Annotated in this window: 16 protein-coding genes and 1 pseudogene; 5 read left to right on the top strand and 12 right to left on the bottom strand. The window is 49.0% G+C overall.

What is annotated here, in order from left to right:
- Positions 1–15: 15 nt before the first annotated feature.
- Both ACFSDB_RS18090 and ACFSDB_RS18085 read right to left on the bottom strand, forming a co-directional pair.
- A complete protein-coding gene (locus ACFSDB_RS18090; protein WP_204893356.1) occupies positions 16–762 on the bottom strand; it encodes a gluconate 2-dehydrogenase subunit 3 family protein in 747 nt (248 codons plus the stop codon).
- Positions 763–954: 192 nt separating this feature from the next.
- Complete coding sequence (locus ACFSDB_RS18085; protein WP_204893357.1) at positions 955–1,569, bottom strand: 3D domain-containing protein; 615 nt, start codon at positions 1,567–1,569, stop codon at positions 955–957.
- Positions 1,570–1,798: 229 nt separating this feature from the next.
- Between ACFSDB_RS18085 and ACFSDB_RS18080 the strand changes: the two genes are divergently transcribed.
- The gene (locus ACFSDB_RS18080) at positions 1,799–3,298 is read left to right on the top strand and encodes a BCCT family transporter (RefSeq protein ID WP_204893358.1); all 1,500 of its coding nucleotides are present in this window, start codon (positions 1,799–1,801) and stop codon (positions 3,296–3,298) included.
- Positions 3,299–3,333: 35 nt separating this feature from the next.
- Here ACFSDB_RS18080 and ACFSDB_RS18075 read toward each other — a convergent pair whose 3' ends face one another.
- On the bottom strand, positions 3,334–4,320 hold the full coding sequence (locus ACFSDB_RS18075) for an NAD(P)/FAD-dependent oxidoreductase (protein ID WP_204893359.1): 987 nt from the start codon (positions 4,318–4,320) through the stop codon (positions 3,334–3,336).
- Positions 4,321–4,502: 182 nt separating this feature from the next.
- Here ACFSDB_RS18075 and ACFSDB_RS18070 point away from each other — a divergent pair, with 182 nt between their 5' ends.
- Together ACFSDB_RS18070 and ACFSDB_RS18065 are read left to right on the top strand one after the other, a co-directional pair.
- Positions 4,503–5,294, top strand: a complete 792-nt coding sequence (locus ACFSDB_RS18070; RefSeq protein ID WP_204893360.1) for an SDR family oxidoreductase — start codon at positions 4,503–4,505, stop codon at positions 5,292–5,294.
- Between the two features lie 76 nt (positions 5,295–5,370).
- Positions 5,371–5,811, top strand: a complete 441-nt coding sequence (locus tag ACFSDB_RS18065; RefSeq protein WP_204893361.1) for a peptidylprolyl isomerase — start codon at positions 5,371–5,373, stop codon at positions 5,809–5,811.
- Between the two features lie 70 nt (positions 5,812–5,881).
- Here the strand turns inward: ACFSDB_RS18065 and ACFSDB_RS18060 are convergent, their stop codons facing one another.
- The 8 genes and pseudogenes from ACFSDB_RS18060 to ACFSDB_RS18025 all read right to left on the bottom strand — a co-directional run bounded on the left by ACFSDB_RS18060 (position 5,882) and on the right by ACFSDB_RS18025 (position 12,412).
- Positions 5,882–6,691: a transporter substrate-binding domain-containing protein gene (locus tag ACFSDB_RS18060; RefSeq protein ID WP_204893362.1), complete on the bottom strand. Its 810-nt coding sequence runs from the start codon at positions 6,689–6,691 to the stop codon at positions 5,882–5,884.
- A gap of 160 nt (positions 6,692–6,851) precedes the next feature.
- Positions 6,852–7,580 (bottom strand): amino acid ABC transporter ATP-binding protein, encoded by a 729-nt coding sequence (locus ACFSDB_RS18055; protein WP_377340864.1) that lies wholly within the window; start codon positions 7,578–7,580, stop codon positions 6,852–6,854.
- On the bottom strand, positions 7,577–8,221 hold the full coding sequence (locus ACFSDB_RS18050) for an amino acid ABC transporter permease (protein ID WP_204893363.1): 645 nt from the start codon (positions 8,219–8,221) through the stop codon (positions 7,577–7,579). The genes ACFSDB_RS18055 and ACFSDB_RS18050 overlap by 4 nt, the downstream gene beginning before the upstream one ends.
- 141 nt (positions 8,222–8,362) lie before the next feature.
- Positions 8,363–9,151, bottom strand: coding sequence for a transporter substrate-binding domain-containing protein (locus ACFSDB_RS18045; protein ID WP_204893364.1), 789 nt, complete (start codon positions 9,149–9,151; stop codon positions 8,363–8,365).
- A 117-nt stretch (positions 9,152–9,268) separates the two neighbouring features.
- Positions 9,269–10,360, bottom strand: coding sequence for an AI-2E family transporter (locus ACFSDB_RS18040; protein ID WP_204893365.1), 1,092 nt, complete (start codon positions 10,358–10,360; stop codon positions 9,269–9,271).
- A gap of 91 nt (positions 10,361–10,451) precedes the next feature.
- Positions 10,452–10,733 carry a hypothetical protein gene (locus ACFSDB_RS18035; protein WP_204893366.1) on the bottom strand — a complete coding sequence of 94 codons (282 nt, stop codon included), beginning with the start codon at positions 10,731–10,733 and terminating at the stop codon, positions 10,452–10,454.
- A gap of 98 nt (positions 10,734–10,831) precedes the next feature.
- Entirely contained in the window at positions 10,832–11,344 is a 513-nt protein-coding gene (locus ACFSDB_RS18030) for an isoprenylcysteine carboxyl methyltransferase family protein (protein ID WP_204893367.1), read from the bottom strand.
- Positions 11,341–12,412, bottom strand: a pseudogene (locus tag ACFSDB_RS18025) (type III polyketide synthase). The gene ACFSDB_RS18030 and the pseudogene ACFSDB_RS18025 overlap by 4 nt, the downstream one beginning before the upstream one ends.
- 111 nt (positions 12,413–12,523) lie before the next feature.
- Here ACFSDB_RS18025 and ACFSDB_RS18020 point away from each other — a divergent pair.
- Positions 12,524–13,390 carry a glycerophosphodiester phosphodiesterase family protein gene (locus ACFSDB_RS18020; RefSeq protein WP_204893368.1) on the top strand — a complete coding sequence of 289 codons (867 nt, stop codon included), beginning with the start codon at positions 12,524–12,526 and terminating at the stop codon, positions 13,388–13,390.
- A gap of 1 nt (position 13,391) precedes the next feature.
- On the opposite strand, the gene ACFSDB_RS18015 is transcribed toward ACFSDB_RS18020, so the two are convergent.
- The gene (locus tag ACFSDB_RS18015) at positions 13,392–14,111 is read right to left on the bottom strand and encodes a type 1 glutamine amidotransferase domain-containing protein (RefSeq protein ID WP_204893369.1); all 720 of its coding nucleotides are present in this window, start codon (positions 14,109–14,111) and stop codon (positions 13,392–13,394) included.
- Positions 14,112–14,279: 168 nt separating this feature from the next.
- Here ACFSDB_RS18015 and ACFSDB_RS18010 point away from each other — a divergent pair, with 168 nt between their 5' ends.
- On the top strand, positions 14,280–15,383 hold the full coding sequence (locus tag ACFSDB_RS18010; RefSeq protein WP_204893370.1) for an S-layer homology domain-containing protein: 1,104 nt from the start codon (positions 14,280–14,282) through the stop codon (positions 15,381–15,383).
- Positions 15,384–15,581: the final 198 nt, after the last annotated feature.

Here is a 15,581-nt window from a genome sequence, read left to right as displayed (position 1 = left end):
TCCCCCTTTTTCCAACTAGTGGTTCATGCCAAGTGATTGCGGTTCAATCTCTACGAAATCCTCGCTTTCAATCTGATTGATGTAAGCTGCCTGATGTCCCGGAAACCCTTTCATTTTCCACCCTTCCATGTTCTGGTTGCCGCCATAGATCGGATCGGCATATGCGCCTTCCAAGGTCGCCTGCCGCAAAAGACGGAAAAAGAAAAGGGACGACACGCCTCTCATCTGGATTTCTTCCTCCTGGAATGCCGTCAGGATTTCATCCATCTGTCCACCCTCCAAATCCACGAAATTGGCTTTGAACCGTGACTGGGCTTCCTGCTGCATCACTTGAAGGCCTTGGCGGAACATCTCATTCCGCTTTAGCCGGCTTTGGTACCCTTGAGTGCGCTCCCCTTCCAGAAAAGGTCCCAACATGTATTCCTTGGAGTTCTCGCCATACGCCCCGGCAAGCTGATGGTCGATGAAATAAGGTACACCCAGCCCGATGGCTCCAGGACCCAGATCATCTTCCGGAAAAATCCGTTCAGTGGCCTGGGCAAGAATCTGGAATTCCGCATCGTTCTTGAAGAACATCAGCCCCCTAACCCCGCCGGGCGAGCCTCCTTCGCCGGTTGCCGGCGCCTGTGCCGGAGAGGCGCCATCATTGACATTCGCGCCGATTAAACCGCCAATAACCCCGCCACCGATCAACGCCCCCGCTGCGATCCCGGAAGTCTTCAGGAAATCCCGCCGCGAATAATTTTTTTCATTTTTCGCCATTCTGTTACCTCCCTTTTTCATGATTAATTATTCAGATTATTATTTAAGTATATACTTTTTTTGCGATTTTTAAACCATTTCCCGAGTATTTAGTAAACAAGCAATAAAAAAAATACAAATCCGCTGTGGATTTGCATTTTGAGGAAAATAAAAAGCCGAAGGAATGGTCACCTCGGCTCTGTTGCTGGTTTATTAGTCTAGTACTTTGATTGTGATGTTTTTCCGGCCCCACTGTAACGCAGCGCTTTGTGAAGGAATAAATACATCAATCTTGTTGCCTTTAATAGCGCCGCCTGTGTCACCGGCAATTGCCGTTCCGTAGCCTTCAACCCAAACTTTTGAACCGAGTGGGATGACGCGCGGATCTACCGCGATGACTTTCTGGTTAGGGTTTGCACGAAGGTTTTGCCCTGTAGCAGTCGTCCCTGAGCACCCTGCACAGTAAGCTGTGTAAGCTGTTGCTGAAACTGTCATTGTTTTGCCTGCTTGCTGTGAAGCAGCTGGAGCTGGTGCAGATGCTTGTACGGGCGCAGCTGTTTTAGCTGGCGCTTTTGCTGGCGTCGGAGCTGCTGATGTTGCTGCTGCCGCTTGGCCTGCTTCTAAAGATAATTTTTGGTCAGGGAAGATTAAATCTGAGTTTAATCCGTTCCAACCCATTAATTGATCAACCGAAACATTGTTCTTTTGCGAGATACCCCAAAGAGTATCACCTGATTCTACTGTATACGATGAATGGGCACTAGCTGTACTAGCTGCTCCGAAACTTAATGCTGCGATAGCAGTTAGTGTAACGATTTGTTTTTTCATAAAATGAATTTCCTCCTTTTCACTAACACAAGTAGCATCATACCACCTATGTATTTCACGACGATGACAAAACGACAGTTATAACATAACAATTACGTTACGTGAAAGTGATCTATATTACAGTTTGTAATATAAGAAAATCATTTTTAGTAGAATCCTGCGTTTATTCGCTTCCTATTAGGGAACAATAGATTGTTAAAGAAATTTTTAAAAAGGAAGAAGGGATAACATGAACAAAGTCACCTCTGTATTTTGGATCTCCTTGGCACTCTGTTTAAGTCTTGTCATATGGGGTTTGGCCTCACGGACCGGTTTTCAGGAAACTACCGGCCAGTGGACAGCCGCTATCTCTGAAACATTTGGCTGGTATTATTTGGTCACCGTCTTTTTAATCTTGATTTTCTGCATTTATATGATTTTTTCCCGCTATGCTAACATTAAACTGGGCAAGCCGGACGAAGAGCCGGAATTCTCTCTGCCATCTTGGTTCGCGATGCTGTTCAGCGCCGGCATGGGGATGGGCCTTGTCTTCTGGACTACAGCAGAACCGATCTCCCACGCCTTCACCAGCGCTCCCCGGTCAGAAGTCGGTTCCCCGCAAGCCATATCGGAAGCGATGCAATTCTCTTTCTTCCATTGGGGCATCCATGCCTGGGCGGTTTACGGCATCGTCGCTTTGGTGCTTGCCTATTTCAAATTTCATAACGGCGCACCCGGATTGATCAGCGCCACGTTGACGCCGCTCTTTGGCACCAAGGCAATGGCCGGCGTTCCCGGCAAACTGATTGACATCCTGGCTGTTTTTGCAACCGTTGTCGGCGTCGCTTCTACGCTCGGTTTCGGGACTGCGCAATTGAACGAAGGGTTTTCCTTCCTGTTCGGCACGCCGAATACATTCGGGTTCCAATTATTGATCCTTGGCGTTTCTACTATATTATTCATCGGTTCCGCCTGGTCGGGCATCGGCCGCGGCATCAAGTACTTGAGCAATATCAATATGGTGCTGGCGGTGATTTTGTTGGTCATCCTCCTCTTCGCCGGACCGACACTGTATATCTTGAACTCTTTTACCGATGCATTGGGCGGTTATATGACCAACTTCTTCAATATGAGCTTCAACCTTGAGCCGAACCGTGAAGACCGGCGCGGCTGGGTCAACGCATGGACCATCTTCTACTGGGCTTGGTGGATTTCCTGGGCTCCGTTCGTCGGCATTTTCATCGCCCGGATTTCCCGCGGGCGGACCATCAAAGAATTCATGATCGGCGTCTTGTTCGTTCCGTCGCTCGTTTGCTTCATCTTTTTCGCGGTATTTGGAGCGTCGGCACTGAATCTTGAACAAAATGGCATTGCAGAAATTTCCGGGTATAGCTTGGAGACAGCCACATTTGGCATGCTACAGCATTACCCTCTCGGTACATTGATGACTTTCATCACCTTGTTTGTCATCGCGATCTTCTTTATCACATCTGCCGATTCGGCCACGTTCGTACTGGGCATGCAGACGACCGGCGGCATGCTGAACCCGCCAAACCTCGTGAAGATTACGTGGGGGTTCATCCAAGCGGCAGTTGCAGCGATCGTGCTGTATACAGGCGGCACCCAAGGGCTTCAAAACGCCTTGATCATCGCCGCTCTACCGTTCTCACTGGTCATCCTACTGATGGGGGCCTCATTCTTAAAAGCTGTACAGAACGACCCCTTAGTCAAAAAACGGAAGAGAACATAAAAAAAAGGATCAGCCATCGCGGCTGATCCTTTTTCTTATTTGAATACGCTTGTGCTGTGAAGCGGTTGGATCTTCGATTTTGGATCGAGGTAGGCTTTTGCATTGTTGATGGCAGTCGGTGCTTCACCGAAGCCTACTGCAATCAGTTTGACTTTGCCTTCATACGTAGCAATGTCCCCTGCTGCGTAGATTCCGGGAATATTCGTTTCCATCTTCGAATTCACCAATACGGAGTTCTTTTCCATCTCCAAGCCCCATTCCTTGATCGGGCCAAGCGATGTGATGTTGCCGTAGTTTACAATGACATGATCCGCTTGGATGCGTTCTTCATTGCCTTCTTTGTCGATCAGCACGATTTCTTCCAGTTGGCCGTTTTCGCCGACCAGTTCCTTCACGCCAAACGGTTTTTTCACTTCCACTTTCGATTGCAGCAGCGTATCGATGTTCGCTTCGTGCGCCGTCATTTTTTCACGGCGGTGGCTAAGCGTAACGTGAGAAGCCACATCTTCCAGCATCATTGCCCAGTCGACGGCAGAATCGCCGCCCCCAAGGACAACCACTTTCTTGCCGTGGAACAACGTCAAATCTTTCACGCCGTAATGAAGCGTTTTGCCTTCGAATGGCTCAGAACCGTCGACTCCGATTTTGCGCGGCTGGAAAGCGCCGACGCCTGCAGTCAATAGAACTGCTTTCGTATAATGGACATCTTTGTCTGTGGCTACTTCAAAGTGGTCGCCGACACGGTCTACAGCTGAAACCGATTCTTCCAGGCAGATCGCCGGATTGGCGTAATTGGCCTGGACGACGAGGCTGTCCACCAAATCTTTTGCCAGGACTTTCTGGAAGCCGCCGACGTCGTAGATGTATTTATCAGGATAAAGCTCTGTCAGCTGACCGCCAAGCTGTGGGAGGCTATCGATGATTTTGACTTTCATTTTGCGCATACCGCCGTAAAAAGAAGCGAACAGACCGGTCGGACCGGCGCCGATGATCGTTATATCGAATATTTCACGTTCTTCCATTCCTAACACTCCTAATCTAATCAATAAGTATAATCCTATCATATTATGCCCCAATTCACGCAATCAGACTATTGATTGAAATGCAATATGAAAAAGTTAGAATAATCCGCATAATCAACTGCATTTCAGCTTTTGTTTCGGTACACTAAAACATAACCGCAATAAGGAGAGGATGAGGGAGAATGGATCTAGGATTAAAAGGGAAAGTCGCAGTGGTCATGGCTTCAAGCAGAGGGCTCGGCAAGGCGATTGCCCTGGAATTCGCAAAAGAAGGAGCTATTGTGGTATTGGCCAGCCGCCGCAAGCAAGCACTTGAAGAGGCAGCGGAAGAAATTCGGAATGCCGTAGACGGAGCTGAAGTCCATTGCCAAAGCTGCGATATGTCCAAGGAAGAGGACATTGCGTCTCTGTTCGAATTTATTGAGGATAAGACCGGCCGCGTCGATATTCTGGTCAACAACACAGGCGGGCCGAAATCCGGCGGCTTTACGGAAGTCGAAGACGCGGACTGGTATGGCGCATTCGAACAGAATCTGCTGAGCTATATACGCACCTCCCGTGCCGTACTGCCCTACATGAAAAAGCAGCAGTCCGGCCGCATCGTCAACGTCTCTTCCTCTTCCACGAAAGAAGTGATTGACGGACTTATTTTATCGAATACCTTCCGAGCCGGAATGGTCGGTTTTGCAAAAACCTTGGCACGGGAAGTGGCGAAAGATAATATCATGGTGAATACGGTGGGGCCTGGACGCATAATGACCGACCGCATCATCGAGCTGAATGAAATAGCCGCCGAGCGGCAGCATACTACAGTCGAAGAAGTTGCGGAAAAAAGTGCGGCCCAGATTCCGATCGGCCGCTACGGAGAACCTGAGGAATTCGCCAAGACAGTGGTGTTCCTCGCCTCTTCCGCCAATTCCTATTTGACCGGCCAATCTCTGGTCATTGACGGCGGATTGCTGAAAGCCCTCTAAGCTAGCGTATGATTATACAGACACGCGAAAAATCGATATACTGAGGATTGTACAAATTGAAAAGGAGATGTTGTAAATGGCTAAAAAAGGGCACATTCACATGGAAAACGGCGAAATCATCGAATTCGACCTTTTCCCGAACGAAGCACCGAATACGGTGAAAAACTTTGAGGAACTTGCAAATTCCGGGTTCTACAACGGTGTAACTTTCCACCGTGTCATCCCTGGCTTTGTTTCACAAGGCGGCGATCCTACCGGCACTGGTGCTGGCGGCAGCGGCAAGACGATCAAATGCGAAACTGACAACAATCCGCATAAACACCAAGCGGGCAGCCTTTCTATGGCCCATGCCGGCAAAGATACTGGGTCAAGCCAATTCTTTATCGTTCATGCGCCACAGCCGCATCTTGACGGCGTCCACACAGTCTTCGGACAAGTGACTTCTGGCCTTGAAACGGCAAAAGCAATGAAAAATGGCGACAAAATGACGAAAGTGCACGTATTTGACGAAGAATAAAAGCAACGAAGCCGGATTGGACAGGGACCTCCCTATCCAATCCGGCTTTTTTGATGGCCGACCGGTTTTTCTAGTTTTCGATGTACTTCTTCACGATCTCATCATACGTACCATTTTCCTGCAAATTCCGTAACCCTTCGTTGATTTGCCCAAGAAGCTCATCTTGTTGCCCTTTCAAAACGGCGATGCCGTACTTTTCATCCGTCAAGCGTTCTCCGACAGCTTTCAATTCAAGGTCCCGGGCGGTAATGGCATATGCAATTACCGGGTAGTCCTCTACCAGGGCCTGTGCATGGCCGTTTGCCACTTCCAGGAACATGGAAGGGCTATCTTCAAAATAGGCAATCCGATAGCCGTACTGCTCTTGGTTTTCGCCGACAAATTTCGATCCGGTCGTACCGCTCTTCACTGCAATGACTTTTCCGTCCATGTCTTCCAAAGAACCGATTTCCGAATCGTCCTTCGTCGTCACCAGCGCCAACCCCGCGTCAAAATAAGGGTCAGAGAAATCCAGGATTTCTTTGCGTTCGTCTGTAATACTCATCCCTGCAATTGCCATGTCCAGTTCGCCTTCTTCAAGTGCGGGAATGATTCCGACAAAATCCATAGGCTGCAATTCGATTTTAAACCCTTGGTCCTCTGCAATCGCTTGAATCAGCTCTACGTCAATCCCTTGGTATTCCCCATCCTTCTGGAATTCAAAAGGCGGATATGTGGTATCGATGCCCACCATATACACCCCGTCATCCTCCCCGTTTCCAACGGTCGCTTCTGTTTCGCTTCCACCTTCTCCTCCTTCATTTTCACTGTCCTGCTGTGAACACGCTGCTACGATAAGAATCAGTGTCAAAAAGACCAGGAAAAAACTGAGCTTTTTCATTTTTTTCCACCTCTCATCGTATCCAAATTCTTCTTCCATTTTAACAGATTTTTCTTATTCGTGATATATATTTGATTGAATTTTCAGAAGTATTTTAATCTCAAAGAGAATTCTTGACATAATAAAAAAACACGCCCAGAGGACGTATTTTTTTATTTGTTTATAGCACTTTGCTGAGGAACGCTTTTGTCCGTTCGTGCTGCGGATTGCCGAACAGTTCTTCCGGCACGTTCTCTTCCACAATATAGCCGCCGTCGATGAACATCACGCGGTCGCCCACCTCGCGGGCAAAGCCCATTTCGTGGGTGACGATGACCATGGTCATTCCTTCGATTGCCAGCTGTTTCATAACGTCTAACACGTCTCCTACCATTTCCGGATCGAGCGCGGACGTCGGCTCATCGAACAGCATGATTTTCGGATCCATCGCAAGCGCCCGGGCAATCGCGACGCGCTGCTTCTGCCCGCCTGACAATTCGCCCGGATAGGCGTTCGCCTTTTCACGGAGCCCGACTTTATCCAATAGCTCATATGCCTTCGCCGTCACCGCTTTTTTATCGCCTTTGTTCAGCTTCATCGGCGCCAGCGTGATATTTTCCATCACGCTTTTATGCGGAAACAAATTAAACTGTTGGAACACCATGCCGACATCCTGCCGGACTTTGTTGATGTCCACTTTCGGATCGGTGATATCGATCCCTTCGATATAAACGTGGCCGCCTGTAATGTCTTCCAACCGGTTCAGGCAGCGCAGGAATGTACTTTTCCCGGATCCGGAAGGGCCGATGACACAGACCACTTCTTTTTCTTCGATTATCGTGCTCATGTCTTTCAGCACTTCGATTTTCCCGAAGGATTTTTTTAGGTTTTCCACTCTGATCATAGTCATCGCAAGACAAACTTCCTTTCCACAAAGCTCGCCAGTAAGGAGAGCAGGTATATGACAATGAAGTAAATGACCCCAAGCGTCAAGTAAATCGTGAATGCTTCAAATGTCTGGCTCGCCTGGATGCGCCCTTCCTGCGTCAAATCGGCAATGCCGATAACGGACAGCAGCGACGTATCTTTCAGTGAAATGATCGCCTGGTTGGTGATGGTCGGCAGCATCCGGCGGAATGCCTGCGGCAAAATGATATACCGCATGTTTTGTGTGGCGTTCAAGCCGAGCGAACGCGCCGCTTCTGTCTGCCCTCGGTCAATGGACTGGATGCCTGCCCGGATAATTTCCGAGAAATAGGCGCCCGCATTGATCGCCACGGTGACGATCCCGGCAGTCGTATTGTCCATCGAGAAAAATCCGAGGGAGTTCAGCCCGAAGTAAATGAAGAACAGCTGAACGATGAACGGCGTGCCCCGGATGGCATCGACAAAAATCTTCGCAATCCAGTTCAGTATTTTAATGGGCGCCAGGCGGAAGAGCGCCACGATCAACCCGATGATAAAACCAAGAATAATCGCAATAACAAAAATATAAAGCGTGACTTGCAAGCCTTCCATCAAGTAAGGCAACGCATTGACAACTGTGTCCATTCTCACATCTCCTCTGCATAGCAGATAACCCTTCCTGCGGAAGTTTATCTAGGGCTTTTACGGTCCTTCTTCTTCATAATCGGCCGTTCATTCAATGGATAAAAAAATGCAGCGCGCTGCTGCGCGCCACATGATTTGTTCTTATTCAGCAATGTACTTGTTTAGGATTTCATCATATTCCCCGCTGTCACGCAATTCCTGCAAACCTGTATTGATTTTCTCAAGCAAGTCCGCATTTTCGCCTTTCAGCACTGCGATGCCGTACTGGTCCCCAGTCAAACGGTCTCCAACGGTTTTCAAATCCAATCCGCTTTCAGCGATTGCATACGCAATAACCGGATAATCTTCCAGCAAGACATCGGCATTGCCGTTTGAAACTTCCTGGAACATCGACGGGCTGTCCTCGAATTGCGCTACCGTGTAGCCGTATTTCGATTCATTGTCCATTGCGAACTTAGAGCCTGTCGTTCCGCTCTTCACTGCAACTGTCTTGCCTTCCAAATCTTCGAGAGAAGTAATATCGTTATTGTCTTTTGCTACGACCAATGACAAACCAGCATCAAAATACGGATCCGAGAAATCCACGACATTTTTCCGCTCATCCGTGATGCTCATCCCTGCAATGGCTACATCCAATTGGCCTGCTTGCAATGCCGGAATAATCCCGCCAAAGTCCATCGGGTTGAATTCGATTTCAAAGCCCTGGCTTTCGGCAATGGCATTGATCAAATCGATGTCAATCCCCGTGTATTCGCCATTTTCCTCAAATTCGAAAGGAGGATAAGTTGTATCGATTCCGACTTTATACGTTTTGCTTTCGGCTGCTCCATCCCCTGAGCCGCCTGTTTCTTCTGCAGGCTCGTCTGAACCGCATGCTGCAATGATCAGCATAGCTGACAGAAGAAGCAATAATAAACTGAATTTCTTCATTTTTGGTGCCCCCTTGTTTTCTTTTATTGAAAGACTAGTAATAATATATCATATCTTCCCTAAAATCAGAACCTTCTCAATAAAATAAACGGCCTTTTCTCATAGAGGGCATGGCCCTCATCCGCTCGATTTTGCAATTTCGCGTTTTTTCCGCAGGCGGATAAATAGGCGGAAATTATGGATCAAGGTTTTCAGTACAGCATATACCGGAATGGCGATCAGAATCCCGATAAAGCCGTAAAGAGCCGCCGCAATCAACAGAAGCAGGATGATCGTCAAGGGGTGGATGTCCAGCCGGCTTCCCATAATGTTCGGCGTAATGAGGTTTCCCTCGATCTGCTGCACAACAAGGAGCACCAGAATTACTTTAACCGCCATAATCAGCGGATCATCGCCTACCAGCGCGACAAACAAAGCCGGGATGATGCCCAGAAGAGGCCCAAGAAAAGGGACAATCGTCAAGCTCATCGCAAAAAAGGCCAGCAGCAGGGCATTTTCCAATCCGATGATGAGATAGCCGATAAACATCAACACGCCAATGACGCCAGCCACAATCGCCTGGCCGACAATATAATTCGACAAGGTTTCATCGACGTCTTTCAGCACCTTTCTCCCTTCCGGCTTGTGTTCTTCTGACAGATATTTCATCAGATGCGGGATCAGCTTGTCGTCATCCTTCAACAGGAAAAACAAGATGAACGGCACAACAATGAGCACAACCGCTACGTTCATCAAGACGCCTAAAATATCCATGACGTTCTCCATCAAGTTGTTCGAGAGCCCTTCTACATAGCCGAGGATGCTTTGCTGTACTTTCGCTCCGGATATCCCGGCAAATTCAAAGCCCGAAATGACGCTTTCGGATTCCTCCGTCATTTCTTCTACGGTCTCCGGCGCCAGTTCACCGAGTGTGGCCATTTGCGCTTTGATCGTCGGGCCGAAGAAATACACCACGAGGGCAATAGTGATTGCAAAAACTGAAAAAACCACAACAATTCCTGCGATTTTAGGAATCGCGCGCGTCAATAAATGCAAAAAAGGGCGAATAAGATAATATAAAAGTCCGGCTATCAAGATTGGCGCGAATATCGTCGTAATGACTACTTGGAACGGCCAAATCGCATAATCGATTTTCCCAAGGAAGAAAAGAATGATGACGACCAATAAGGCACCTGTTGCATATTCAAAAAAGGGTTTGTGGATCCACATCGCCGCATACCTCCTTACAAAAATTTGAAAATAAAAAAACGCAGTAAAAAAGCGAAAGCAAATTCATTCTTCGCCTTCGCTCTTTTGATGGTTATTCTTCTTTTTCTAGCTCTTCCAGCTCGCGGTGCGTCTGCGGGAAGGCATTGGCCTGCCACTCATCCCGGTAAGCGGAATCCAATTGCGTCAGCCCTTTTTCAGCTGGGTCGACATCCGCTTCCACGCTTTCACGCTGATCTACTTCGTTGCTGTTGCGCATGTCAATATCACGCGGTACATTCAATTTGTTTTTTTCCTGGAAGGCCTTGAAAACAAAAACCCCGGCGCCAGCCGCGAGTGCACTTCCGATCATTGTATTCATTGTTGATTTTTTCATCTAAATCCCTCCAAATGATATGCCATATAGCTTTCTTCTATTTTGTATACCCTTAAAATTACTTTTTAACTGCTTCGCCGAAAGATTTTTTCAACCATTCAGTCTTTCATCGCGCGAAGCGCCTCTTCTTCGGCGGGAATACGGACGAAAAGGAGCAGGAGGGCGTTGGCAACCGAGAAGACGAGCGCTGTTCGCCAAGCGCCGAAAATCAAGGGCAGCGAAGCGATTTCGAGGGCGACTACAATGTAGTTCGGATGAGGAATCCAGCGGTATGGCCCATTCTTTACTTTCTCTGCTCCGGGAAGAACAAGAATCTTCGTGTTCCAAAACCGCCCTAACGACGCAAGCGCCCATACCCGCAACGCCTGGGCCAGGATGAAGATGCCCAGGAATACCGGCCAGACAAGGCCGGATTTTGCTTCCAGTCCCTCAACTTCAACCAATAGAGAAGCGAAAAACAGAACATGCAGCAGGACAATCCATTTATAATGAGCTGCCCCCGCCTCGACAGCCCCCATTCTTTTCATCCTTTTTTCGTTTGACCGGGCATACGCCACTTCAAGAAGCCGCTGCAGGACAACAAAACCGAACAAGTTATAAAAGAACGTCATCGGCTGCCCTCTTCCCATTCAAGCCAAAGCATCTCGGAACTGAAGCCCGGACCTAGAGCGGTAAGCAGCCCCTCTTCTCCTGCTGCCGCCCCTTTTTCGATAAACTCCTTCAGCACATACAAGACGGTTGGCGAAGACATGTTTCCGTTGCGGGCCAGCACATTTCGCGAGATATCCGTTTTGTCCTTTGAAAAGCCAAGCGACTTCTCATAAGCCCGCAGTACTTTTTTGCCTCCGGGATGCGCAATAAAATGGGTGATGTCGCCCGGCATCTTCCCGAGCCCTTCGAGAAACCCTTCTACATTGGGCTTCAGCCACTCTTCGATGATCTTCGGAATGTCCCGTGAAAAGACGACATGGAGTCCTTCGTCTTTAACATCCCATCCCATGACGTCTTCTGATTGCGGCATCAGCGTCGACCGTGTATCGCGAATGTCAAATCCGCTATGGGGCGGCTGGACATCTGCTCCGGTAATCAGCACGCAGGCAGCGCCGTCTGCAAACAAGGAAGTCCCGATCAGATTGCTTTTCGACAAATCTCCCCGCTGGAATGTCAGACTGCATAGCTCCAAGCACAGCACAATTACCTTCGCATCCGGATAAGCTGTACAGAAGTCATGCGCCCGGCTGATGCCCGATGCTCCCCCCCGCACAGCCAAGCCCCCAAAGCGGCACCCGTTTGATATGGGGCGGCATTCCCAGTTCATTCATAATCCGGGCGTCAATGGTAGGTGTCGCCAGCCCGGTACTGGAGACAAAGAAGAACGCATCGATCTCGGTTTTATCCACGCCTGCTTCTTCAATGCAGCGGGTGACAGCCCGGCTGCCCATCCGGACAGCCTCTTCAACGTACAGATGGTTCTTTTCTTCTAAACTTCGCTCTTTTTCAAACCATTCAAGCGGCGCCGCAAAATACCTTCCTTCGATTTGGCCATTGCCAAATACTTTTAGCAGTCTTTCAATATCAGCGTACTGGTCGCCGAACAAATTCCTGACGACGCCGACAATCTCTTCTTGGTCTACATAGTGTGGTGCATTTTCAGTGACCACGGTCCGGATAAAGGACATATTTTTCGCCTCCTTGATTGGCTAAGCCAAAACCATTGTTTTCAGGGACGCTCCGAGTGTCGGAATCTCCGCTGCAGGGTATATAATATTTATACAAAGGGGGAACAGGTTATGCAGAAAAACAGTGTTTTGAAGTTCAGCAACTACCGCGAATTCCTGGCTGCCTTCCACAGGAATGAACATCCGTTCTTTCCTGTGGCCCACCGGGGAATGTGGGGGCCGGCTCCTGAAAATTCCCTTGCTGCCTTCCAGAATTGCGTGGACGAGGGAATCTATTTGATCGAAATGGATTTCCAAAAAACGAAGGACGGCCATCTGATCATTTTGCACGACAGCAGTGTCGACCGCATGACAAATGGCACCGGCGAAGTGGCTTCGCTCCATTTGGCCGAAATCCGCACCCTCTTCCTGCGGGAAGGGAACGGAGGGCCCCATGCCCGGCTGACAGACGAAAAAATCCCTACTTTTTCGGAAGTATTATCTTTGCTGAAAGGGAGGGCAATGATCAATGCGGACAAATCCTGGGATTACCGGCAGGAAATATGTGAGATCGTCGATGAAGCCGATGCATTTGCCGATGTCCTTTTGAAAAGCCGCCAACCCGTCAGCAAAGTGCTTGAGTTTTTTGCAACACAGAAAAAAGCGCTGCATTACATGCACCTGATTGATGACAGCAACCTTTCCCAGCTCGATGAACTGCTGGAGAACTGTCCCCTTTCCGCCATTGAAATCCTTTTTCATACTGAATACGACCAAGCCATTTCCAAGGAGACCGTCAACAAAATCAGAGCCCACACAAATGTCTGGTGCAATGCGCTGGATGACGGGGAAAACGCCGGGCATAACGACTCGTTGTCATTGATGGACCCGGAAAGCGGATGGGGCTGGCTGCTCGAACGGGGAGCCAACATCATCCAGACCGATCATGCGAAAAAAGCGGAAGAATACGTGGCCATGCGGCAAGAAAGCGGAAGCTGATCTACACTTCCGCTTTTTCTTGCTGCCGCTCCTCTTTTTCCCTCTTCAAGTACTCAATCAGCTTCAGTGCCACTCCTTGCGCAGATGCGGGGTTTTGTCCTGTGATAAGCCGCCCGGATGTATGGATGCACTTGGCGAAAGGAAGATCGGCCATAGTGAACAACGCCCCTCTTTCACGCAGTTTCTGTTCCAATGAAAACGGAATGTTCTTGTAAAGGAGCATGATTTTTTCTTCCATATCCGAAAATCCGGTTACGACATGGCCGGCCAGCAGGGAGCGGCCATCAGACAGTTTGACGTTTATCAGCGCTGCAGGACCATGGCACACCGCGGTCACAAACCCGCCGTTTTCGTAGATGGCTTTCGTCAATTCCTGCAGCTTCGTGTTGTCCGGAAAATCCCACATCGTCCCGTGCCCGCCAGCAAAAAAGATGGCCTCGTAATCATTGGCATTGATTTCCTCCGGCACCAGCGGCGAATGCAGCCGGTCCATCAATTCGTCGTTCGTGTAATATGCGCGTGTCTTCTTATTCGTCAGCACTTCCAGCAAGCTTCTCGGATCAATCGGAACCCGCTTGCGGGCTGTACTGATAATATCGACTTCAAACAGCGGCCTTACTTCATGATAGAAATCGGTCAGCTCCCTCAGCCAAAGCCCCGTCTGCTTCCCTTTATCCCCAAGGGCCGCATGATTGGTGACCACAATTAAAATCTTCTTCATTGCCCAGCCTCCTCTTTCTTCACGTTTCTTTTATATAGGTATTCCCCGCCTTTCATTTTTTAGTCATGCGGGCTATTTGGCAATAAATAATTGTCAGAATATAAAGAATTCTTGTTATAAATCACCTTCTTTTATGCTACAATGGACTTAAATCAGGGAGGGATGGACATGAAAATCTTTCTATCTTTAGCAGCAGCGTTCGTTCTCGCTTTCAGTGCTTTTTCTGCTCCCGCCAAAGCTGTCGTTACATTTGATGACCTCTTTGCTACCGATCCGTTTGCGTATGAGATCATCTACCTTTATGAAGAAGGGATTATCAGCGGCTATCCGGACGGCACATTCCGGCCCAACGCGTCTGTCACCCGCGGACAAGCTGTGACGATGATCGGCCGGGCACTTGAGCTCGACGGCACAAAGCGTGCCACACCGTTCAGTGATGTCCGTGCCGGACATCCGTTCTCGGGCTATATCGCATCAGCGGCGGAACTAGGCATCACCACCGGCTATCCAAATGGAACGTTCCGGCCGAATCTCGCTATTACCCGCGGCCAAGCTGCTGTCATGCTCGATCGGGCAATCGATTTTCCCGAAGCGCCGGATAACACTTTCAAGGACATGGCACCGAATATGTACTCCTTTGATGCTGTTTCCCGGCTTGCTTATCAAGGCGTCATTAAAGGCTACCCGGACAACACATTCCGGCAAAATCTGAACGTCACACGCGCTCAGTTCTCAGCATTCCTTGCCCGTGCAATCGAACCTTCGTTCATTGCGGACAAGCGCATCCTGCTGAACACCGCAAATGACATATTGGCCGATTTGAAAGCGAAGGACTTCACTAGCATCGCCTCTTACGTCAGCAGCCAGGACGGATTGGTTTTCTGTCCTTACAGCGGCGGATGCCTTGGCAATCAGGGCCTTACATTCACCAAGGCTCAGCTGCCCGGTTTCATGCAGAACACCCAGGATTATGAATGGGGCTTCCAGGACGGCAGCGGCTTCCCGATTGTCATGACACCTGCTGAATACTACAACGCCTATTTGATGGATGCCACGTATGAGCCAAAAGAGCGCTACGGCCGGACCGAACAGCCGTTGACGCAAGAACAGATCAAAGAGCGCTTCCCGAATGCGACCGTGGTCGAGTTCTATTATCCGGGCACACAGCAGAATAGCTTTATGGATTGGCAAAATCTCAATATGGTTTTTGAGAAAGACACCAACGGCAACTGGATTCTCGTAGCATTCGTCAACAACCGCTGGACCATTTAAGTCAATAAAAAAAGAGGGAGCCGGTTTCGGTGCTGCACCCCAAAAGTTAGAGTTAAAAATCTAACTTTTGGGGTGTTTTTTATGGTGAAATATAGTGAAGAATTCAAACTGAACCTGGTCAACGAGTATTTGGCTGGCCCGTTGGGCTATTCCTTGTTAGCCCGGAAATACGGAATGTCCAGCTCCGGGCAGATTGAA

The organism is Planococcus chinensis, assembly GCF_042681545.1.
In the GTDB taxonomy this organism is placed as follows: Bacteria; Bacillota; Bacilli; order Bacillales_A; family Planococcaceae; genus Planococcus; species Planococcus chinensis.
This window is presented reverse-complemented; position numbering and strand designations above follow the sequence as displayed.